The organism is Brevundimonas aurantiaca, assembly GCF_014199955.1.
Taxonomy (GTDB): Bacteria; Pseudomonadota; Alphaproteobacteria; order Caulobacterales; family Caulobacteraceae; genus Brevundimonas; species Brevundimonas aurantiaca.
Genome location: NZ_JACHOQ010000002.1, coordinates 164,106 through 185,092, shown reverse-complemented (window position 1 = coordinate 185,092; position 20,987 = coordinate 164,106). Strand labels below are relative to the sequence as shown.

General features: G+C 67.8%; 19 protein-coding genes. 13 read left to right on the top strand and 6 right to left on the bottom strand.

Features of this window, described 5'->3' with window-relative positions; all coding sequences use genetic code 11:
- Positions 1–22: 22 nt before the first annotated feature.
- From hutI to GGQ93_RS04970, 3 genes are read right to left on the bottom strand one after another with little or no spacing between them, the layout of a single operon-like run.
- A complete protein-coding gene (gene hutI / locus GGQ93_RS04980) occupies positions 23–1,234 on the bottom strand; it encodes an imidazolonepropionase (RefSeq protein ID WP_183215509.1) in 1,212 nt (403 codons plus the stop codon).
- Positions 1,231–1,965, bottom strand: a complete 735-nt coding sequence (hutC, locus tag GGQ93_RS04975; protein ID WP_183215507.1) for a histidine utilization transcriptional repressor HutC — start codon at positions 1,963–1,965, stop codon at positions 1,231–1,233. Before hutC ends, hutI begins: the two co-directional genes overlap by 4 nt.
- Positions 1,962–3,338, bottom strand: a complete 1,377-nt coding sequence (locus GGQ93_RS04970; RefSeq protein ID WP_183215505.1) for a formimidoylglutamate deiminase — start codon at positions 3,336–3,338, stop codon at positions 1,962–1,964. The genes hutC and GGQ93_RS04970 overlap by 4 nt, the downstream gene beginning before the upstream one ends.
- Before the next feature lie 74 nt (positions 3,339–3,412).
- Here GGQ93_RS04970 and hutG point away from each other — a divergent pair, with 74 nt between their 5' ends.
- Genes hutG through hutH form a run of 3 tightly spaced genes read left to right on the top strand, consistent with a single transcriptional unit; the run spans position 3,413 to position 7,424 of the window.
- Positions 3,413–4,234, top strand: a complete 822-nt coding sequence (hutG, locus tag GGQ93_RS04965) for an N-formylglutamate deformylase (RefSeq protein ID WP_183215503.1) — start codon at positions 3,413–3,415, stop codon at positions 4,232–4,234.
- A complete protein-coding gene (gene hutU, locus GGQ93_RS04960) occupies positions 4,231–5,892 on the top strand; it encodes a urocanate hydratase (protein ID WP_183215501.1) in 1,662 nt (553 codons plus the stop codon). The genes hutG and hutU overlap by 4 nt, the downstream gene beginning before the upstream one ends.
- Positions 5,893–5,894: 2 nt before the next feature.
- Positions 5,895–7,424, top strand: a complete 1,530-nt coding sequence (hutH, locus tag GGQ93_RS04955) for a histidine ammonia-lyase (RefSeq protein ID WP_183215499.1) — start codon at positions 5,895–5,897, stop codon at positions 7,422–7,424.
- 18 nt (positions 7,425–7,442) lie between these two features.
- On the opposite strand, the gene GGQ93_RS04950 is transcribed toward hutH, so the two are convergent.
- Positions 7,443–9,266 (bottom strand): PPC domain-containing protein, encoded by a 1,824-nt coding sequence (locus GGQ93_RS04950; RefSeq protein ID WP_183215497.1) that lies wholly within the window; start codon positions 9,264–9,266, stop codon positions 7,443–7,445.
- 100 nt (positions 9,267–9,366) lie between these two features.
- On the opposite strand from GGQ93_RS04950, the gene folD reads away from it, so the two are divergent.
- The 5 genes from folD (at position 9,367) to GGQ93_RS04925 (ending at position 13,353) form a co-directional block, all read left to right on the top strand.
- Positions 9,367–10,290, top strand: coding sequence for a bifunctional methylenetetrahydrofolate dehydrogenase/methenyltetrahydrofolate cyclohydrolase FolD (gene folD, locus GGQ93_RS04945; protein WP_183215495.1), 924 nt, complete (start codon positions 9,367–9,369; stop codon positions 10,288–10,290).
- 62 nt (positions 10,291–10,352) lie between these two features.
- Entirely contained in the window at positions 10,353–11,027 is a 675-nt protein-coding gene (locus GGQ93_RS04940) for a LemA family protein (protein ID WP_054765800.1), read from the top strand.
- A gap of 7 nt (positions 11,028–11,034) precedes the next feature.
- Complete coding sequence (locus GGQ93_RS04935; RefSeq protein WP_183215493.1) at positions 11,035–11,859, top strand: TPM domain-containing protein; 825 nt, start codon at positions 11,035–11,037, stop codon at positions 11,857–11,859.
- Positions 11,859–12,545 (top strand): TPM domain-containing protein, encoded by a 687-nt coding sequence (locus GGQ93_RS04930; RefSeq protein ID WP_224764264.1) that lies wholly within the window; start codon positions 11,859–11,861, stop codon positions 12,543–12,545. Before GGQ93_RS04935 ends, GGQ93_RS04930 begins: the two co-directional genes overlap by 1 nt.
- A 73-nt stretch (positions 12,546–12,618) precedes the next feature.
- Positions 12,619–13,353 (top strand): endonuclease/exonuclease/phosphatase family protein, encoded by a 735-nt coding sequence (locus GGQ93_RS04925; RefSeq protein ID WP_183215489.1) that lies wholly within the window; start codon positions 12,619–12,621, stop codon positions 13,351–13,353.
- A 56-nt stretch (positions 13,354–13,409) separates the two neighbouring features.
- On the opposite strand, the gene GGQ93_RS04920 is transcribed toward GGQ93_RS04925, so the two are convergent.
- Positions 13,410–14,888 carry a phospholipase D-like domain-containing protein gene (locus GGQ93_RS04920; protein WP_183215487.1) on the bottom strand — a complete coding sequence of 493 codons (1,479 nt, stop codon included), beginning with the start codon at positions 14,886–14,888 and terminating at the stop codon, positions 13,410–13,412.
- A 155-nt stretch (positions 14,889–15,043) separates the two neighbouring features.
- On the opposite strand from GGQ93_RS04920, the gene GGQ93_RS04915 reads away from it, so the two are divergent.
- From GGQ93_RS04915 to pip, 5 genes are all read left to right on the top strand, one after another.
- Positions 15,044–15,223: a hypothetical protein gene (locus GGQ93_RS04915; protein WP_054765804.1), complete on the top strand. Its 180-nt coding sequence runs from the start codon at positions 15,044–15,046 to the stop codon at positions 15,221–15,223.
- A 114-nt stretch (positions 15,224–15,337) separates the two neighbouring features.
- Positions 15,338–18,064 carry a tipN gene (locus GGQ93_RS04910; protein WP_224764263.1) on the top strand — a complete coding sequence of 909 codons (2,727 nt, stop codon included), beginning with the start codon at positions 15,338–15,340 and terminating at the stop codon, positions 18,062–18,064.
- 79 nt (positions 18,065–18,143) lie between these two features.
- Positions 18,144–18,737 carry a C15 family peptidase gene (locus GGQ93_RS04905; RefSeq protein WP_183215485.1) on the top strand — a complete coding sequence of 198 codons (594 nt, stop codon included), beginning with the start codon at positions 18,144–18,146 and terminating at the stop codon, positions 18,735–18,737.
- A 96-nt stretch (positions 18,738–18,833) separates the two neighbouring features.
- A complete protein-coding gene (locus GGQ93_RS04900; protein ID WP_007445956.1) occupies positions 18,834–19,190 on the top strand; it encodes a DUF423 domain-containing protein in 357 nt (118 codons plus the stop codon).
- A 44-nt stretch (positions 19,191–19,234) separates the two neighbouring features.
- Positions 19,235–20,209 carry a prolyl aminopeptidase gene (gene pip, locus GGQ93_RS04895; protein ID WP_183215483.1) on the top strand — a complete coding sequence of 325 codons (975 nt, stop codon included), beginning with the start codon at positions 19,235–19,237 and terminating at the stop codon, positions 20,207–20,209.
- A 44-nt stretch (positions 20,210–20,253) separates the two neighbouring features.
- Here the strand turns inward: pip and GGQ93_RS04890 are convergent, their stop codons facing one another.
- Entirely contained in the window at positions 20,254–20,967 is a 714-nt protein-coding gene (locus tag GGQ93_RS04890; protein ID WP_183215481.1) for a pirin family protein, read from the bottom strand.
- Between the last annotated feature and the right edge of the window lie 20 nt (positions 20,968–20,987).

The following is a 20,987-nucleotide window of genomic DNA, read 5'->3' as shown; positions in this document are numbered from 1 at the left end:
TTAAATTTCGGGCTCCCGCAACCTAAGAGCGCACGCCGTCCAGCCAGCGGGCGTGCAGCACAGGCTTGCCTAGCCAATAGGCCAGTTCTGCGGGATTTTGGATGTCCCAGGCAGCCAGATCGGCCCTGAGACCGACCTCCAAACGCCCCAGGTCGGCGCCGAGACCCAGGGCGTGGGCCGCCTCTCGCGTCGCCGCAGCCAAAGATTCCTGGGGAGTCAGTCGAAACTGAACGCAGGCCAGATTCATCGCCGCCGTCATGGAGGCGAGCGGAGAGGTTCCCGGATTGCAATCTGTAGCCACCGCCATTCGGACGCCGTGACGGCGCAAGGCGTCGATCGGCGGAATCCGGGTCTCGCGCAGCATCAGAAAGGCGCCCGGCAGCAGCACCGCGACGACCCCCGCCTGGGCCATGGCCGCCACCCCGGCCTGCGTCGCATATTCGATATGATCGGCGGACAGGGCGCCGTAACGCGCCGCCAAGGCCGCCCCGCCGCTGTCGGACAACTGGTCCGCATGCAGTTTGACCGGCAGACCCAGCCCTCTCGCCTTGTCGAACAGGCGCGACACCTGATCGGGGGAAAAGGCGATCGGCTCGCAATAGGCGTCCACCGCATCGACCAGTCCCTCGGCGCAGGCGGCGGGAAGTATGTCTTCGACGGCCTCATCGACATAGGCTTCGGGGTTCGCGCGATGCTCCGGCGGCGTGGCGTGCAGACCCAGATAGGTGGTGCGAACCCGCACCCCGCCCTCTCGACCGATGCGGCGGGCGACGCGCAGCATCTTCAACTCGCTGTCTCGGTCCAGACCATAGCCGGACTTGATCTCTACGGTGGTGACCCCCGTCGCCTTCAGCCCCTCCAGCCGTTCCATGGCCGAGGCGAACAGTTCGGCTTCCGACGCCGCGCGCGTGGCCCGGACCGAAGACAGAATCCCTCCGCCGGCCCGGGCGATCGCCTCGTAGGTCGCGCCGCCCAGCCTCTGTTCGAACTCGGCCGCTCGATCGCCGCCGAAGATCAGATGGGTATGGCAGTCGATCAGACCGGGCGTGATCCATCGCCCGTCGAGCCGCTCCGTCCTGCGGGCCGAAACGGTCGGAAGGTCCGCCCGAGGTCCGATCCAGACGATGCGTCCCTCCGCCGCCGCCACAGCGGCGTCCTCGATCACCCCATAGCCCCCCTCGCCTTCGGACAGGGTCGCGGCGTGGCAGTCGGTCAGAAGCAGGTCGATCTTCATCGTCTCGGCTCCCCGGCGCGTCCACCGGAACGGGCGGAGGAAAAAAGCGCGACCAGATCATAGCGGTCGCCCGGAAAGATCTGGCGCACCTGGGTCACGCCCAAACCGTCGCGCCAGGTCCGTCGTTCCACGCAAAGGCAGGCGGCGCCCCTCTTGATCTGCAGGAGGCGCGCCGATTTGGCGTCCGCCCCCATCGCCCCGATGCGATTTTCAGCCTCGGTCCAGGGTTCTGATTCCAGGAGCCAGCTTCCGGGCGAAACCCGTTTAAAATCGACGGCGATCGCCTGGGGCGCGGCCTTCAGCCCGATCAGTCGCCGCTCGAGGGCCAGGGGAATGGAATCGGCGCTGTGCAGACAGGTCAGGTCCAAAAGGCGCGCGCCGGCCGCTAGCTCCGCTTCGGCAGGGTCCGCCGGCCCGCGTTCGATCTGCGTCAGAAGACGATAGCCGTAGACCTGTCCCCGCTCCGTCACCTCGGCCCTGAGATCGGGGATGGCCAGAAAGGCGGCGTGGGCCTTGGGCTGGGCCACAAAGGTGCCCGCCCGGCGTCGGCGCGTCACCAAGCCTCGGGCCGCCAGTTCCGACAGGGCTTTGGACACGGTCGCCCGCGAACAGCCGTAGTCCTGCATGAGCTCATGTTCGAACGGCAGCCGCCGCCCCGGCGCGAGGGCGCCCGAAAGGATGCGATCCTCCAGATCGGAATAGATGCGGCGATGCAGCGGCCCCGCGCTCACGCCAGCACCGCCTTCAAGGCCTGGCGATAGCGCGCCTCAATGGCGTCGCGCGCGACATGGCGCCCCTGCCGGACCACCAGCCGTCCCGCGCGCCAGACCGAGGCGACGCCCCCTCTGGGCGCCCCGAAAATCCAGCTGTCCAGCACCGCGTCTCCGAACCGGCCCTCGAAACTGATGTGGCCGTCGTCAAGGGCGACGATGTCCGCCGTAGCGCCCACGCTCAAACCGCAGGACACGCCGGTCGCCTGAGCGCCCCCGGCCAGGGCCTGATCAAAGAGGAGCCGTCCGGTCGAACGACCGGGGTCAGCCATGACGGCCCGGCCTCTGAGGGCCAGCCGCTGGCTGTATTCCAGCATCCGCAATTCGTCGGCCAGGCCGATCTGTACATTGGAATCCGTGCCTACGCCGATGCGGCCGTCGGCGTGATGATAGGCTGCCGCCGGGAAGATTCCGTCGCCCAGATTGGCCTCTGTGATCGGACACAGGCCAACCACGCTCCCGCGCGCGGCGACTCCCCGCCATTCGGTCTCCGCCACATGGGTGGCGTGGATCAGGCACCAGCGTGGATCGACCGGAGCGTTGGCCAACAGCCATTCCACGGGGCGCGCCCCGGACCAGGCCAGACAGTCCTCAACCTCCTTGGTCTGTTCCGCCACATGTATATGGATCGGCCCCTGTCCGGCCATGGCAAGCAGCGCCTGCAACTGTTCCGGCGTGACGGCGCGCAGGCTGTGAGGCGCCACCCCCACCCTGGCGTCCCCCAGTCCGGCGGTCAGGGCGCGGCAATCGGCGACAAGGGCCGCATAGCCGTCGAGGTCGGTGATGAACCGTCTCTGACCTTCGGTCGGCGCCAGGCCGCCGAAGCCGGAATGGGCGTAAAAGACCGGCAGCAGGGTCAGGCCGATGCCCGTCGCCTCGGCCGCCGCCGCGATCCGGGTCGCAATCTCCGCCCGGTCGGCGTAAGGCGCGCCGGTCGGGTCGTTGTGGAGGTAGTGGAACTCCGCCACCCGGGTGAAGCCGCCCTCCAGCATTTCGGCGAAGGCCAGGGCCGTGATGGCCTCGATCTCGTCAGGGCCGCCCCGATCCAGAAACCGGTACATCAGACGCCGCCACGTCCAGAAGTCGTCATCGGTCGGCCCCCGCGCCTCGGTCAAACCGGCCATGGCGCGCTGAAAGGCGTGGCTGTGCAGATTGGCGACGCCCGGCAGGGCCACGCCGCCGCCCTGGTCTTGCGGCGATCGCGCGACCTCCGTCTCCAGACGGGATATGCGGCCTTCGCGGACCCGGACCCTGACCCCGCGCGCCCAGCCTTGCGGCAGCAGGGCCGCTTCGAACCAGAGCGACAGATCGACGGGCGTGGGCTCAGGCGTCACTGGACAGGTCCATCGGGTTGCGATCAATATGTCTAGACATACCACGACGATCCGATTTGGCGAGGGAGGCCGAGATGACGTCCGACTGGCTGACCGTGCACGAGGGCGCCGCCCCCCTGATCATCGGCCTGCCCCACACGGGAACGACCATTCCTGCAGCGATCGAGGCGCGGATGAGCTCGCCCTGGCTGGCGCGCAAGGACGCCGACTGGTGGGTGGATCGGCTTTACGACTTCGCCCGGGACATGGGCGCCACCACCGTTCGCACCGCCCTGTCGCGCAGTGTGATCGACGTGAACCGCGACCCGTCCGGCGCATCCCTCTATCCGGGCCAGATCACGACCGGCCTCTGTCCGCTCGAAACCTTCGACGGCGAGCCCCTTTACCGGCCCGGCCAGGCGCCCGACGCTGCCGAGATCGAGGAAAGGCGGGCGGCCTGGTTCGATCCCTATCATGCGGCGCTTCAGGCCCAGATCGACCGGTTGCAGGCGAAGGGCCCCCTGGTCGTCTATGACGCCCACTCGATCCGATCGGTGGCGCCCCGGCTGTTCGCCGGCGAACTGCCCCAGTTCAACATAGGCGACAATGACGGCGCCACCTGTGCGCCGCGGCTGACCCAGGCGGTCGAGGCCGCCTGCGCCGTCAGCGGGGACAGTCTGGTCGTCAATGGGCGGTTCAAGGGCGGCTGGACCACGCGCCGCTACGGCCGCCCCCAAGCCGGCGTGCACGCCATCCAGATGGAGCTGGCGGACCGAGGCTATATGCGCGAACCGGCCGAGGCTCTGACGCCCGAAAACTGGCCTACTCCCTATGAGCCGGAGCGGACCGAGACGATGCGCCGTCATCTGCGCCGCGTCCTGAACGCCTGCATCACCTTCGCCGAGAGCCGGACATGAAGACCAATATGCGCGTGATCCGCAGCCCGCGCGGTCCCGAAAGGACCGCCAGGACCTGGGCCGCCGAGGCCGCAATCCGGATGTTGATGAACAATCTCGACCCGGAAGTCGCTGAACGACCGCAGGATTTGGTCGTCTACGGCGGGATCGGCAAGGCGGCGCGGGATTGGCCGGCCTTCGACCGGATCGTCCAAACCCTGACCGATCTGGCCCCCGATGAGACGCTTCTGGTCCAGTCGGGCAAGCCGGTGGGCGTGTTCCGCACCCATGCGGATGCGCCACGCGTGCTGATCGCCAACTCCAACCTCGTGCCGAAGTGGGCGACCTGGGATCATTTCTCAGAACTCGACCGTAAAGGGCTTATGATGTATGGACAAATGACCGCTGGGTCATGGATCTACATCGGCACCCAGGGCATTGTTCAGGGCACCTATGAGACCTTCATGGAGGCCGGTCGCCAGCATTACGGCGGCGACTGGTCCGGGCGATGGATACTGACGGCGGGCCTGGGCGGAATGGGCGGGGCGCAGCCGCTGGCGGCCACCATGGCGGGAGCCTCCTGTCTGGCCGTCGAATGCCAGCGCAGCCGGATCGAGATGCGGCTGAAGACCCGCTATCTCGACGTCATGTCGGAAAGCCTGGACGAGGCTCTCGATCTGATCGAGCAGGCCAAGATCAGCAAAAAACCTATCTCGGTCGGCCTATTGGGTAATGCGGCGGACGTTCTGCCTGAACTTGTCAAGCGCGGGCTGAAGCCCGACCTCGTGACGGATCAGACCAGCGCCCACGATCTGGTGAACGGCTATCTGCCCTCCGGCTGGTCCGTGGCGGAATGGGAGGACCGCCGCCAGTCCGATCCCGGCGCCGTCTCTTCAGCCGCCGCCGCCTCCATCGCCCGCCATGTCCAGGCCATGCTTGATTTCCAGGCGTCCGGCGCGCCCGTGGTCGATTACGGCAACAACATCCGCCAGGTCGCCCTGGATCAGGGCGTGGCGCGCGCGTTCGACTTCCCCGGCTTTGTGCCCGCCTATATCCGCCCCCTGTTCTGCCGCGGCGTGGGTCCGTTCCGCTGGGCGGCCCTGACCGGCGATCCGGAGGACATCCGCAAGACCGATGCGGCGATGAAACGGCTGTTTCCCGACAATGCGGGCCTGCATCGCTGGCTGGACATGGCGCAGGAAAGGATCGCCTTTCAGGGCCTTCCGGCCCGGATCTGCTGGATCGGACTAGGCGATCGTCATCGCGCGGGGCTGATGTTTAACGACATGGTCGCCTCGGGCGAGTTGTCGGGGCCGATCGTGATTGGACGGGATCATCTGGATTCCGGCTCCGTCGCCAGTCCTAATCGCGAGACCGAGGCCATGGCGGACGGGTCCGACGCCGTATCGGACTGGCCCCTGCTGAACGCCCTTCTGAACACGGCCTCGGGCGCCAGCTGGGTGTCGCTGCATCACGGCGGCGGGGTCGGCATGGGCTATTCGCAGCATTCCGGCGTGGTCATCGTCGCCGACGGCACGCCGGAGGCGGCCCGCCGGCTTGAGCGGGTCCTGTGGAACGACCCCGCGACAGGGGTCATGCGCCATGCGGACGCCGGTTACGAGGTCGCCCGTGCGGCGGCGCGGGCGCACGGTCTGAATCTTCCCAGTCTCGAGGCTTGATCATGACAGAACTGATCATCGGCGCTGCGCGCCTGACCTTGCCCCAGTTGCGCGCCGTCCTGGAGGGGCCGGTGACGGTCGCCCTGACGCCCCAGGCTTGGTCCGACGTGGAGCGCGGCGCCGAGACGGTGGCCGCCATCGTCGCTGAAGGGCGAACGGTCTATGGGATCAACACCGGCTTCGGTCTCCTGGCCAACACCTCCATCGCGCCTCAGGATCTTGAGACCCTGCAACGCAATCTGGTGCTGAGCCATGCCTGCGGCGTCGGCCCTCTCCTGCCCGACCCAGTGACGCGGCTGATGATGGTGCTGAAGATCGCCAGCCTGGCCCGCGGCGCCTCGGGCGTTCGCCGCCAGACGCTGGAGGCCCTTATCGCCCTGGTCGAGGCGGACATCCTGCCCTGTGTCCCATCCAAGGGATCGGTGGGCGCCTCGGGCGACCTTGCGCCCCTCGCCCATATGAGCAGCGTCCTGATCGGCGTCGGCGAGGCTCGTCAGGGCGGCGCGGTTCTGGACGCCCAGGCGGCCCTGGCCAAGATCGGGTTGGAGCCGCTGGTTCTGGGGCCGAAGGAAGGCCTGGCGCTTCTGAACGGCACCCAATGCTCGACCGCCCTGGCCTTGGCGGGTCTGTTCGCCGCAGAGGCGGTGTTTGCCGCAGGGATCGCGGCCGGCGCCCTGTCCGTCGACGCCCTGAAGGGGTCAGACGCCCCGTTCGATCCACGAATCCACGCCCTGCGCGGCCAGCCGGGCCAGATCGCCGTCGCGAGCCGGCTGAGAGCGCTGATGCAGGGCTCGGCCATACGCGACAGCCATAGAGACGACTGCGCCAAGGTTCAGGATCCCTACTCCCTGCGTTGTCAGCCCCAGATCATGGGCGCCGTGCTTGACGTCCTGACCACGGCGGCCGACGCCCTCGAACGCGAGGCCAATGCAGTGACTGACAACCCCCTGGTCTTGATTGACGACGGGGATGTGATTTCAGGCGGCAACTTCCACGCTGAACCCGTTGCTTTTGCAGCGGACCAGATCGCAATGGCCCTGTGCGAGATCGGCAATGTCTCCGAGCGGCGAACGGCCATTCTGGTCGATCCGAAGATGAGCGAACTGCCGGCCTTCCTGGTTCGTGAAAGCGGGCTGAACTCCGGCTTCATGATCGCCCAGGTGACGGCTGCGGCCCTTGTGGCCGAGAACCGGATGATGGCCCACCCGTGCAGCATCGACACTGTGCCGACCAGCGCCAACCAGGAAGACCACGTCAGCATGGCGACCCATGGCGCGCGACGCCTGCTGGACATGGCGGAGAACGCCGCCACTGTGGTCGCGATCGAACTGCTGGCGGCGGCCCAGGGGTTGGAGTTCCACCGTCCTCTGACGAGTTCCCAGGACTTGGAACGGGTCTACGCCCTCGTCCGCGAAGCCGCCGCCCCCTACGCCAGCGACCACTATTTCGCGCCCGACATCGCCCGCGCGACCGACGGGGTGCGGGCGGGGCGGTACCGCCCCTTCGCCCTCGACCTGCTGCCCTCCGCCTGAGACGGAGGCGGCCCCTGATCAGGGCTGGCGTTCCACCGCCAGCGCATAGGCGCCGGTCTCATTGGGGGCCAACGCCTGGGCGCGCACGACGTACCAGCCGTCTTCCGGCGCGGTCCATTCCAGCTTGGCGTGGGTGTCCGACAGCCCGTCATCGTCCGTCGCCAGACTGGTGAAGGCTTCGCCCCCTTCGCCCAGATCCAGGAAGGCGTCAAAGGCGTTCGAGACCAGGGTGATGCGCAGCTTCTCGTCCTTCTTGGCCTGGAAGCGATAGGCGTCGTAGTAGGCGCCCTCTTCGGTCATGGCGTCGGTGGAACTCAGGGTTCCGCGCGCCGTGGCGCCGACCAGGATGCTGCCGGGTTCCGGCTCCGGGCCGCGCTCGGTCAGTTCGAGGGCGTAGAGCCCGTCCTCTTCCGCCGACAGGGGCATGACCCGGATGACGTAGTCGCCGGTCTTCGGCAGGGTGAAGTTCAGCCGCGAATCCGTACCCTGGGCCAGGCCGTCGTCGTCGCTGGCCAAGGCGGTGAAATCGCCTTCGGCGGCCCCAACCTCCAGATAGGCGTCGAAGTCGCCGGATCGAAGGATCGCCTGGATACGCTGTCCCTCCGCGCCGGAGAAGGCGTAGGCGTGATAGTGTTTGCCGCCATCTGACTGGGGATCTTCGGTCTTGATCTCGCCTTCGACCGTGTCGCCGAACTGTATCGGCGTCGGCGGCGGCGGGGGCGCGACTTCGCTGACGGTCAAGGTGAATCGTCCCTCTCCGTCGCCGCTGAAGGCCCGCGCCTCGACCACATAGTCTCCCGCCGTATCGAGGGTCGCCGTCAGGCGCGAATTCGTACCCACGCCTGCGCCGTCGTCGTCCTGGGCGATCACACTGCCATCAACACCGTTTCGCAGGACCAGATAGGTGTCGAAATCCTTTGACGACAGTTCAATGGCGACCCGCTGACCCGCCTCAGCGCTGAAGCGATACAGCTGGGCGCGTTGACCGTCGTCATTGGCCCCCGTGTCGGCATTCAGTTCGCCCTCGACCTTATCGCCGATCGCGAGGGGTTTCGCCGGCGGGGCGTCAGGGGCGGGCGCCAGTCCGATCGTATAGGCGCCGGTTCCGTCCTGCACGGCCGTGGCGCGGATCACATAGTCGCCCGCCGTCGGCGCCGTGAAGACGAGGCGGGAGTTCAGCCCCTGATCGGGGCCGTCGTCATTGTGAGCCAGTTCGACGAAGTCGCCGCCCGCCATTCGCCCGACCCGCACCAGAGTATCGAAGTCGTCGGAGTTCAGGGTGATGATGACTCTCTGGCCCTGTTCCGCTCGGAAGCCGTAGGCGTCATAGGAACCGCCGTCCTCCTGTTGGGGGTCGCGGTCGGTCAGTTCGCCGGCCTCCTCGGCGCCCAGTCGGATCCGCGCGGGCCGGGGCGCTCGGGCCGGGGCGGGCCGTTCGCGGAGCGACAGGCTGTAGCCCCCGCCGTCCGTTCCCGACAGGGTCCGCGCCCGCAGCACATAGGTTCCGTCCTCTTCGGGCGTAAAGCGCAGCCGCGCGTCCGTGCCCTCACCCAGACCGTCGTCGTCTTCCGCCAAGGCCTCGTCCGATCCTTCGGCGTAAAGGGCCAAATAGGCGTCAAAGGAGTCGGATCTCAGCACCGCCTCCAGCCGCTGGCCCGCGCGCGCGGCGAATCGATAGTCGTCGTAGACATAGTCGCCGTCGGTGTCCCGGGCGTCGCCGTCCCCCAGGGCGCCGTCAACGGTCGCGCCGATCCTCAGGCTGGCAGCCTCCTGCGCCAGGGCGGGCGAGACGCTCCAGATCAGGGCCAGGGCGCCGGCGGCGGCGAGAAGCGAGGGCTTCATGAAGAACACTCCAAGAGTTTGCGCCCGATCATAGACGCAGAACGGGGACGGCTGTAAATCGCGCCATCCCCTTTCCGTCCCTTCTCGCCCAGGAGCTCTCATGTCGGCCGAGCCCGCGCACGCCATACTGATCGACGGCAAGGCCTATGCGGCCGCCCTGGTGGACCGGGTCGCCGCCGCCGCCGCCCGCCTGGAGGCCAATGAGGGGGTGAAGCCTGGCCTGGCCGTCGTCATCGTCGGCGAAGATCCGGCCAGCCAGATCTACGTCCGCAACAAGGGCGAGACCACGCTGCGCGCCGGCATGCGGTCCGACACCCACCGCCTGCCCGACACGATCAGCCAGGAAGATCTGCTCGCCCTCATCGCGACCTTGAACGCCGATGCCGACATCCACGGCGTTCTGGTGCAGTTGCCGCTGCCGAAACACATCGACTCCTCGGTCGTTCTGGACGCCATTGATCCCGACAAGGACGTCGACGGCTTTCATGTGGTCAATGCGGGACGGCTGGCGGTCGGACTGCCCGGCATGGTCCCCTGCACCCCGCTGGGCAGTCTGATGCTGTTGAAGGATCAGCTGGGCGACCTGACGGGTCTGAACGCCGTCATCGTGGGCCGGTCGAACATCGTGGGCAAGCCGATGGCGCAGCTGCTGCTGGCCGAAAACTGCACCGTCACCGTGGCCCATTCCAAGACCCGCGACCTGGCCGCCCTTTGCCGCACGGCCGACATACTGGTGGCCGCCGTCGGCCGGCCTGAGATGATCAAGGGCGACTGGATCAAGCCGGGCGCGACCGTGATCGACGTCGGCATCAATCGCGTACCGTCCGCCGATCCGGTCAAGGCGGCCGAGGGCAAGACCCGCGTGGTCGGCGATGTCGCCTTCAAGGAAGCGGTGGAGATCGCGGGTCGCATCACCCCAGTTCCCGGCGGCGTCGGCCCCATGACTATCGCCTGCCTGCTGGCCAACACCTATTCGGCCGCCTGTCGCTCCATCGGCGTCGAACCGGAGCCATTGGACGCTTGAAGCGTTGCGGCCGTAGGGCGATAGTCGCCGCCACGGCGCTGATCGCCGAGAGGGGAGAAACCATGGCTCGTTCCAATGCTCGCGCTCTGGCCTTGGCCGCAACGCTCGTCGCTGTTCCGGCGGTGTCCGCCTGCGGCTACAATACGATTCCGACCAAACAGGAACGGGCTGAAGCCGCCTGGGCCGACGTCCAGGCCCAGTATCAGCGCCGGGCGGATCTGGTGCCCAATCTGGTCGCCACCGTTCAGGGCGCGGCGATCCAGGAACGCACCACCTTGACGGAGGTGATCAACGCCCGCGCCCGCGCGACTTCGGTCAATGTCTCGGCCGCTGACCTCAGCAATCCCCAGGCCTTTCAGCAGTACCAGCAGGCCCAGGGGCAGCTTTCCGGCGCTCTGTCGCGCCTTCTGGTCTCTGTCGAAGCCTATCCCCAGCTCCAGGCCAACCAGAACTTCCTGACCCTGCAGTCTCAGCTGGAGGGGACGGAAAACCGGATCACCATCGCCCGCCGCGACTACAATGAGGCCGTGCGGGACTACAACACCACCCTGCGGACCTTCCCCAATGTGATCTGGGCCAAGACGGTCCATTCCGGCTCGCAGCCGATGCAGCTGTTCACCGCGACGGCCGAAGCCCAGTCGGCGCCCAAGGTGGAGTTCAACCTCGGAGCGCCGGCCGCTGCACCGGGCGGCGGGGCGGCGCCGGTGACGCCGGGATCCGCCCCGCCCGCGCAGTGACGTCCTCGTGAGCGGTTTTCTCGCCCGAGTGAAACATCGTGCGGTCGCGGCCGGTCTGGCGGGCCTTCTCACGACCTTGATCATCGCCCTGGCGGTCGCGTCGGCGGCCTTGGCGGAGCCGGCTTTTCCGCCCCTTTCCGGCCGTGTCGTCGATCAGGCGGATCTTCTGGACGCGGCGACGGAGCAGGCCCTTACGGAAAAGCTGGCGGCGCTGGAGGCTCAGTCCAGCGACCAGCTGGTCGTGGTTACGGTGCCGAGTCTGGATGGGCTGGAGATCGAGGACTACGGCTATCAACTGGGGCGCGCCTGGGGGATCGGGCAAAAGGATCAGGACAACGGCGCCCTGCTGATCGTGGCCCCAACGGAACGCAAGGTCCGGATCGAGGTCGGCTATGGGTTGGAGCCGATCTTGACCGACGCCTTCTCGTCCCAGCTCATTCGCAACCGAATCCTGCCGGCGTTCCGCGAGGGCGACTATTCGGGCGGGATCGTCAACGGCGTGGACGGCCTGATCGAACAGCTTCGGCTTGACCCGGCCGAGGCGGAGGCGCGGGCCGCTGCGGCCCAGGCGGAAGAGGCCGACTCCGGTCCGGCGATCCCCCTGATCGTCATCGCCCTCATCGGCTTGGGCCTCTTCGTCATCGGGGTCGGTTTTGCGAACGGCGGCCGCCGCCATCGACGCGACGGCGTATCGCCCATACTGATCTGGGCGGCGTCCGAGGCCTTGAAGAACGCCGGACGCGGCGGCGGAGGTTTCAGCGGAGGGGGCTTTGGCGGATTCAAGGGCGGCGGCGGCGGGTTCGGCGGCGGCGGCGCCTCGGGAGGATGGTGATGCGACTGACCGAAGGCGATCGGGGCCGCATCGCCGAAGCGGTGGGCCAGGCCGAACGGGCCACCTCAGGCGAGATTTTCTGCGTTCTGGCCGGGCGCGTTTCGTCCTATGTCGATGTCAGCCTGGTCTGGGCTGCATTGGCGGCTCTGGCGGTCCCGGCCCTGCTCATTCCCTTCGGCTTCGGTCTGAGTTGGCCCGAAGGTTGGCCGACGAGCGGCTGGCAGGCTGCGCATGCATCGACATCAGCGGTCGCGGGCCAGACCTTGGCCGTCTATGCCCTGATCCAGGCCCTTCTCTTCGCCCTCGTCTTCGTGCTGACGCGCATTCCGCCGGTGCTGCGTTGGGTCACGCCGCGCTCGATCCGGCGTGCGCGGGTTCGGGCCGCCGCCTTGCAGCAGTTCCTCGCCCACGGCGTCCATGTCACGCGCGAACGGACCGGCGTTTTGATCCTCGCCGCCCTGGCGGAACATCAGGTCGAGCTGATCACGGACGAGCTGATCCTTCAGAAGGTCGATGCGGGCGTCTGGGCCGACGCCGTGGCCGCCCTGGTGCGGGGGCTGAAAGCCGGGTCGCCTGCGGCCGGTTTCGAGGCCGCAGTTCGACAGTGCGGCGATGTGCTGGCTGCGCATTTTCCACCCCGCCCCGACAATCCCAATGAGCTTTCGGACCGGCTGATCGTCCTTTGATCGTCGCACCGCCGTCGTAATCCGCGCCCAAAAGGTCTAGCCCTGCGTCCCTGCCCCCGCCTACCGGGAAATCATGCCTCGCCTCTTGACCTATAATGTTCACCGCTGCGTCGGCACGGACAAGCGCCTGGACGTCGGTCGGATCGTCGCCGTCATCGGCGAGCATGAGCCGGACATCGTCTGCCTCCAGGAGCTGGATGTCGGTCGGCGGCGCACGGGCAGAGTCGATCAGGCCGAGGCCATAGCTCAGGGCCTGGCCATGACCTCGCGCTTTCACCCCGCCATGCGAGTGGAGGCCGAGCTTTACGGCGACGCCATCCTGACCCCCCACCCCGAGCGGTTGATCCGAGCCGACGCCCTGCCTACCGTCCGCGGCATTCCGGGATTGGAGCCGCGCGGCGCCCTCTGGTCCGAGATCATGATCGACGGCGCGGCCGTGAATGTTCTGAACACCCATCTTGGCCTTGTGCCTCGGGAGCAAAGACTGCAGGCCGCCGCCCTGGTCGGGTCAGGCTGGCTGGGCGGATGTCAGGGTCCGACCCTGCTGGCCGGAGACTTCAACGCCACATCGATCACCCGCCCCTATCAGACCTTGGCGCGGCGTCTCGACGACTGTCAGCGTCGCCTCGATCTGAAGCCTTCGGTGAAAACCTTTCCGTCCAGCTTTCCGGCGATCCGGATCGACCATTGCTTCGTCAGCCCCGAGATCCGCGTCACGGGCGTAAGATCCGACTTTTCTCCCTTGGCGAGGGTGGCGTCGGATCACCTGCCTCTGATCATCGACTTCGACATCGTTCCGGACGCCTGAACTCGCTCATCCGGCTTAGAGCCGGGGCCTTCCGGACGGAACCGCTGCGCGGAGCCTCAGCCCGGCGCCAGGCCGCCCTCGGAGGCGGGCCGCGTTCGATGGGATCGATTCAACCGTTTCCACGGCCGCCAGGCGTCGCCCGTGGAGGTGGGGTCGCCCAACTGCCATTCGGCGATAAGGCGCTCGATAGCCGTCGGGGGTTCGGCGCCCAGCGGTCGCAGCCGCTCGCTTTCGAAGCTGCAGATGGCCGCCCCGGTGGACCCCATCACTCCCTCCACGGCGGCGAACTCTTCGGCGGCGACGCCGATCCAGTGCGCGATCGTGCGATGGCGGTGGGCGCGAATTACTGCGCGCCCGGCGTCGTCCCGGGGTTCGGCGGCCACGTCGCATTCGGTGTCCAGCCCCATCGACCGATTGTTCAGATTGGTGGAGCCGATCCGCAGCAGCTGATCGTCAATGATGGACACCTTGGCGTGGACGATGATCCGGTCGCCTCTTCTGGTCAGGGGGGAAAAGGCGAAGAAGCGGTTGTAACGGTCCGCCTGCTCCAGCCGGTACAGGACCTCGGCGCGGGCGGTGTCCATGGTGATGCTGTCGAACCAGCTGGGGCTCTTGCCGGTGGACACCACCACCACTTCCGGCCCGTCCACCTCCGCCAGCCGTTCGGCCAAGGCGGCGGCGATCACGGGCGAGGTGAAATATTGGTTCTCCAAATAGATCAGCCGTTTGGCGCGTCGGATCGACTCCAGATGCAGGGTCTCGTTTTCCCGCACCTCGTGACGGCCTGACCATTTCGGCTCGGTCCGGGCGATGCCGATCGGGACATTGGTCATCTGAACCGGCACGCCGTCCGGCCAGGGGTCGTTGTCCACCTCGTCCGGCGCAGTCCTTTCCCAGGTCGCACGGAACCAGCGCTCGCGCGCCAGGTCGCCTAGGGCGCGCGCCGCTTCGCCGTCCATGACGCACATCACCTCGTGACGCGCCTTGCAGATGAGCCCGCTGGGCAGGGCTCGCCGCGGATCCCCGTCCAGATGCTCGTCTGAGTCCCAGCGGTCGGTCGAGATGTCGCCCCCGCCGCAGAAGGCGACCCGGTCATCGATCACGATCACCTTCTGATGATGGCAGGCGCCGATCGGGCCCGGCGCGTCCATGCGGAACTCGACCATACGTTTGCGGAACCAGCGCTGGGCCCGGTGCGGATAAAAGCCTTGGGATGCCGCGATCAGCAGCGGTGATTTCCAGATCAGAAGCCGAACGTCGAGTTCGGGCTTGCGCTTCACCAGCATCCGCAGCTGATGGCCGATCTCATGCTGTTTCTCACCGGGCCGGGTTTCGGGGTCCAGGTGGGTGCGGGGGTCGAACTGCCAACCCAGGATGACGATCGACCGCTCCGCCTTTTGCAGGGCGGACGAGAGGGCGTCGAAATAGGCCTCATTCTCCATCAGAATCGAGAAGCGGCCGGCGGGCGCGCTGCGCCACACCCCGGCGCCGGGGCCCAACAGACTTCCTTCATAGCCGTCAGCGACTTGGGTCATTCCGCCTGCCTGCCCGATTCGCGTGACACCGCGATGGGACCCTTGCCGTCTCCGTTCCATGGACCCTCGGCGCGGTCAATCTTTGGCGGCAGGATTGTGACGTTCGCCAAAAAGGCGCATAAGTGCGCAGCCGAGCGGGCGGGGAGGAGTTTTCAATGCAGGTGCTGGTCGAACTGATCGCCGGCCTTGTCGCCCTGCTGGCCGCCCTCGTCCTCTCGCAATTCGGGGTGGACATCCACGCCCCGGCGACTGGCAAGCGCGAAGTTCACCGCGTCCAGGACTGCCGCACGGACGACGCCGGCGCGCTCAAGACAGACGCTCGGCCGGACTGCTGATTTCGAACCGTCCACTCCTGTTGAACCGGTTCGACTTGGACCTTGGGTTTCAACTCGCTAGGGTCGAATCGGCGCGTGCTCGCGCGCCTGCGCATGAATCGAGCTCGACGCCTGATGAAATCCCGTAACCGGCCGCCGCTGACCCTGACGAACGAAGACGCCGTCCTGCCTGAGGAGACGCCGGACATCGCCCTGCCCGCCACCGAGCGATTTGACGGCGAGCCCGGCCACGTCGCGGACGAACCCCGCGGCGAAAGTCTGCCGCAGGCCGAGCTCGCGCCCCTTCCGCCGCCGCCGCCGGAACGTCCGATCTCTGAGCGTCGCCGCCGTCGACTGGCGGAAGAGGCGCGGCGCGCCCAAGAAGAGGCGGAGCGCCTGAACGCCGAAGCCCAGATCGCGGATCACGCGCCTGCCGAGCCTGAGCCGGAGCCCGCCCCCCAGCGTCGCCCCCCCTCCCGTTTCCGGATCAGAACGCCGGATCAAGACCAGCCGGTTTCGCAACAGGCGTCGGAGGCCGCGTCGGCTCCCATCGACGAACCGACGATCGCCGACGCCGCAGCGGCTCCGCTGGAAATGGCGGTCGCCCAGGGCCAGCCGCCGGCGCCCTTCGAACGCTCCCCGCCCGTCCCAGCCTCGCCCGGGAGCTCGACGCCGGCCCCAAGCGGCCGCAACGCCTATCTGTTCGCCGGCCTGGCCTCGGCCGTGTGGATCGGAGGGGTCGCGTCATGGGCGGCCTATGAGGTCGGCGCAGGCGGGACGGACCTGGATCCGCTCAGGATCGCCGTCTACGTCCTGCTCGCCCTGGCGCCCGCCAGCCTGACGCTGGTCCTGGCCAACGCCATTCTCCAGGGCGCCGGCCTGGCGGCCGAGACGCGGCGCGCGCGCAGAATGGCTGAATCGCTGGTGTCTCCCACGGCTTTCGCCGCAGATCAGGCGGGGCAGGTCCTGACCTCGCTTCGGACCGACATCGACCACGCCGCCCTTGCGGCCGAGCGCGCCCGCAGCGACATGGCCCTGCTTCGGCAGGCCCTGGCCGAGGAGACCGAGCGTCTGAACGAGGCGGCGGAAGCCGCCGGCCGCACGGCCCGACGCCTGGTCGAGAACCTCGGGCGGGAGCGGGATCAGATGCAGGCCCTGGGCCTTCATCTGGACAGCCAGGCCGCAGGGGTCCTCGACGCGGTCGAGCGCCAGTCGCGCATGGTCGCCGACGCCTCCGACCTGGCTCAAGCCCAGCTTCGCGAGGCGGAAGCCGCCTTGGCCGCCCGAGCCGCCGACATGGCGGCGGCTGCGGGAGAGGCTCAGGACGCCGCTCGCGTCGCCGCCGATGATTTGGCGCGCCAGACGATCCGCCTGGAGAATGCGGGCTCGGGGGTCGCCGAACAGATTCAGTCGGTCGAGGAAGGGCTCAGCCAGCAGCGCGCAGCCCTGGTTACCGCCGCCTACGCCCTGCGCACCGATCAGGAGGACTTCTCCGCCCAGGTCGAGAGCCAACGGGCCCAGTTCGTCGAACATCTGTCGGCGACACGCGCCGCCCATAACGAAATGGGACAGACCTCCGAGGCCTCGATCCAGGCCTTGCGGGAAATTCTGGAAGCCGCCGGCGATCAGTTCCGCGCTCTCATCGACATGTCTCAGCGCGAGGCGGACGGCTTCGACGCCGCCACAAAGGTCTCGCTCGATCGGTTCGAAGCCTTGGCCGCCGATGCGCGCGACACCCTGATGGAGGAAACCCGCCGCGCCCTGGAGCAGATGCGCGCCACGGCCGAGGATTCCCGCGCCGCCGCCGCCGACGCCTCCGAACAGGCCCGGCTGCGCGCCGACCGCCTTGGCGAAGCCCTGTTCGAGGCCGCGCAGAAGGCCGACCAAGCCGCTGATGCCCGGATCGAAGACGCCCGACGCATCGTCGGTGAAACCTCCGGCCTGCTGGAACAGGCCGGCGAACGGATGGTCCAGCGGCTGGAAAGCCTGATCGATCGCCTCAACGCCGCCCTCTCCGAGATCGACACGGCCGTAGCGGATGTCGATGAAAGGGCCGCCCGCCTGCCCGAACAGGCGCGCGCGCGCGTCGACGCCGTTCGCGCCAGTGTGGAAGAAGGGCTGAACGCCCTGGCCGCCGCCTCGCGCAAGGCGGCCGAGGACACCGAGGCGCTGGATGTCGGCTTCCAGGAAAGGGTTCGCCGAAACTACGACATGTTGACGGAGGCGGTGCGCCTGATGGGCGTGGTCTCAGGCGACGCCCCGACCGGCCGCCGCCGAGACCCTGATTTTGAGCCGGAGCCCCGGCCTTCGTCTCGCCTGCCCGCCTCGCCGCCGGAGCGCGAAGAGGACAAGGGCTTCGGCCTGCGGGGCCGCCTGCGTCTGGCGCCGACCGAGCCGGACAAGGCCAAGTCGCCCGGCGCCGGCCTGGGCTGGGCCGAACTGGTCGCGGGCGGCCCGGAAGCGCCGCCGCTGGACCTGGACACCCCGACCGCCGCCGCGCCGGACACGGCGGCCCTGTCGGACCGCGTCTCGGCCGCCATCCGCCGCATGGGTGTCGATCCCAACGCCCTGTTGCCGCGCTCGCGCGTGGAAGAGGCGGCGCGCCTGCTGGGCGAAGGCGACCCTGACGGCGCCCGTCACATCGTCCGGCGCGTCGCCCCGGCCGCCGTCCGCAGCGTGTCTCGGCGCGTGCTGAGCGACCCCGAACTCCGCGCAGACGCGGAACGCTATGTCCGGGTCTTCGCCCAGGAATTGGCGAGCGCGGCGCGCATGCGGGATCTTCAGGCCATCCAGACCCGCCTGGCGTCCGACGGCGGCCGCGCCTTTATGTTGTTGGACGCAGCGGTCGGCGATCTGGGATGAGGCTTGACGTCGGCCCCCTGTTTCCTTCACCTGTCTTCGTCACGGAAACTTCATGGAATTCGTGGGGATCGGGGCCGGCATGATCATTGAGACCGAAACGCCGGGGCGATCCGACCGTCGACCCGGCATCGCCATATGCGCCTATGAGGCGGACGCGCCCGGCTGGGATCTGGTCGAGGATCTTTCGGGCGAGGTCTGGAGCCCTGCCGGCGCCCGCACCCTGCGCATTCCGGCCGAGGACCCGGATCATCTGGCTCGGATGATCGGGAGCGTCCTGGACAGCGGCGACTGCCGCGCCGTTCTTCTTGTCGGACGTAATCCAAAGGGGGGCGGCTTCCGCATGCAGATGCGCGCCGAAAACCGCGCGCTGGATCGCAAATCCCGCCTCTCCGACACCGGCCCCGCCGTCGCCCGGACAACGGCTCCTGTGGCGGATATCGTCCGCGCCTTGAACGAAATCGGTTTGGCGGCCGATGCTTCATCGGACTCTGTCGATGATGTGGGCTCCTATCTCCTTTATCGGGTTTTGGCCGATCTGCCCGACGAAGCGCATACCCCGGCCGTGGGCCTTCTGCGCGCGCCGCCGGGCGCCGACGAGGCGGCGGTGAAGAAGGCGGTGAAGACCGCCGCCTCTGTAATGGCGGGGCAGATGGCGCTTCTGCCGCGCTTCTGACGTTTGCCCTCGGCGGATCAACCGGTAGAGCCGGATCGGCTCAAGAGGAAAAACTCCCCGGTTCCGCCCGAAACGATCATGCCCTAGGGTCGATCCATGATGGTGAACCGCAATCTGATCGTCTTCGCCGCGTTCAACGGCGCCATGGCCGTGGCGCTCGGCGCCTTCGCCGCTCATGGTGCGGCGCCGCAGGTCCGGACGCTGCTGTCGACCGGCGCGGCCTATCAACTCACCCATGCCGTCTTCGCCCTGGCCTGCGCTGTCTGGACCGGAGGCGGGCGGCTGGCGCGGCTCGCCGGATGGCTCGGGGCGGCGGGCGGCCTGGTGTTCGGGCTCGCCCTGGCCCTTCTTGGCGTGCTCAGCCTATCGACCATGGGAATGGTCGCTCCAATCGGCGGTCTGCTGATGATCTCGGCTTGGTTTTGCCTCGCTGTTGCGGCATTGCGACCCTAGTTTCCAGTACGGCCGCGCTTGCAGCCTCTCAGAAAGACCTCTCCATGGCCTTCCCTGCGCCTTCAGAGCCGCGTCGAGACCTTTATCCCGAGATCGAGCCCTTCGCTTCCGGCTGGATGCAGACCGACGGGGTCCATGAGATCTATTATGAGGAATGCGGCAATCCCCAGGGCCGGCCGGTCCTGGTCCTGCACGGCGGCCCCGGCGGGGCGGTCAATCCGGGCATGCGGCGCTATTTCGACCCGGCGCGGTACCGGATCATCCTGTTCGATCAAAGGGGGTGCGGCCAGTCCCGACCCCATGCGTCCCTGGAAAACAACACGACCTGGACCTTGATCGAGGACATCGAACGGCTGCGCGAGCGCTGCGGCGTCGATAAGTGGGTAGTGTTCGGGGGATCGTGGGGCTCGACCCTGTCGATGGCCTACGCCATCACCCATCCTGAACGGGTCATGGCCCTGGTGCTGCGCGGCATCTTCCTTCTGACCAAAAAGGAGTTGCACTGGTTCTATCAGGACGGCGCCTCGATGATCTTCCCCGACGCCTGGGAACGCTTTGTCGAGCCGATTCCAGTCGCTGAGCGCGACGATCTGATGGGAGCCTATCACAAGCGACTGATCGGCGAGGATCAGGTCGAGCGGGCGCGCTGCGCCGTCGCCTGGTCCTGCTGGGAAGGCGAGACCGTCAGCGTGGAAGGGCCCAGCGCCAAGCCGGACAAGTTCGCCGACCCGACCTTCGCGGTCGCCTTCGCGCGGATTGAAAACTGGTTCTTCACCAACGCCGGCTTCTTTCCTGAAGACGGGTGGATTCTGAAGAATGTGGACCGGATGCGCCACATTCCCTGCTGGATCGCCCAAGGCCGGTTCGACGTCGTGACGCCGATCGCGGGCGCCTGGGCCCTGCACCGCGCCTGGCCTGAGGCGAAGCTGGACATCGTTCCCGACGCCGGCCACGCCTCGTCGGAGCCGGGCGTAATCGACAGCCTCATTCGCGCAACGGACTGGGCGGCGAATCTCTGAAGCGGCGCCGGGCGGGGTCGATCCCGCCCGGCGCCCTTCGACCGTCAGGCCGCGTCCACCAGGACCACTTCGGCGTCCGACAGGGCCTTGACCGTCACCAGCTCCTCTTGGGCTATGGCCGCGCCGTCTCTAGCGTTCAGCCGAACCCCATTGACCTCGATCTCGCCCTTGGCCGGGACCAGATAGCCGCGACGGGCGGCGCCCAGCGGATAGTCGGCGCTGTCGCCGGCGTTCAGGGTCGCCGCCACGATCCGCGCATCGGTGCGAATGGGCAGGGCGCCCCCGCCGCTCTCGGACGTGTCCCCGTCAAAGCCGGACGCCAGGACCACGAACTGACCCGACCGCTCGCCCTTGGGAAAGGGCTTGGAACCCCAGCTGGGGGCCTCGCCGCGCCTGGTCGGCTCGATCCAGATCTGGAAGATTCGCGTCAGCTCCGGCTCGGCGTTGTATTCGGCGTGGCGGATGCCGGTGCCGGCGCTCATCACCTGGACGTCCCCGGCCACGGTGCGGCCCTTGTTGCCCAGGCTGTCCTCATGGGTGATGGCCCCGTCGCGGACATAGGTGATGATCTCCATGTCGGCGTGCGGGTGAGGCGGGAAGCCGGTCCCGGCGGCGATCTCATCGTCATTCCAAACCCGCAGATTGCCCCAGCTCATCCGCTTGGGATCATAGTAGTTGGCGAAGGAGAAGTGATGTTTGGCGTTCAGCCAACCATGGTTGGCGCCGCCGAGAGATTCAAAGGGTCTGCGTTCGATCATCGGTCTGTCCTCAGGCCGGG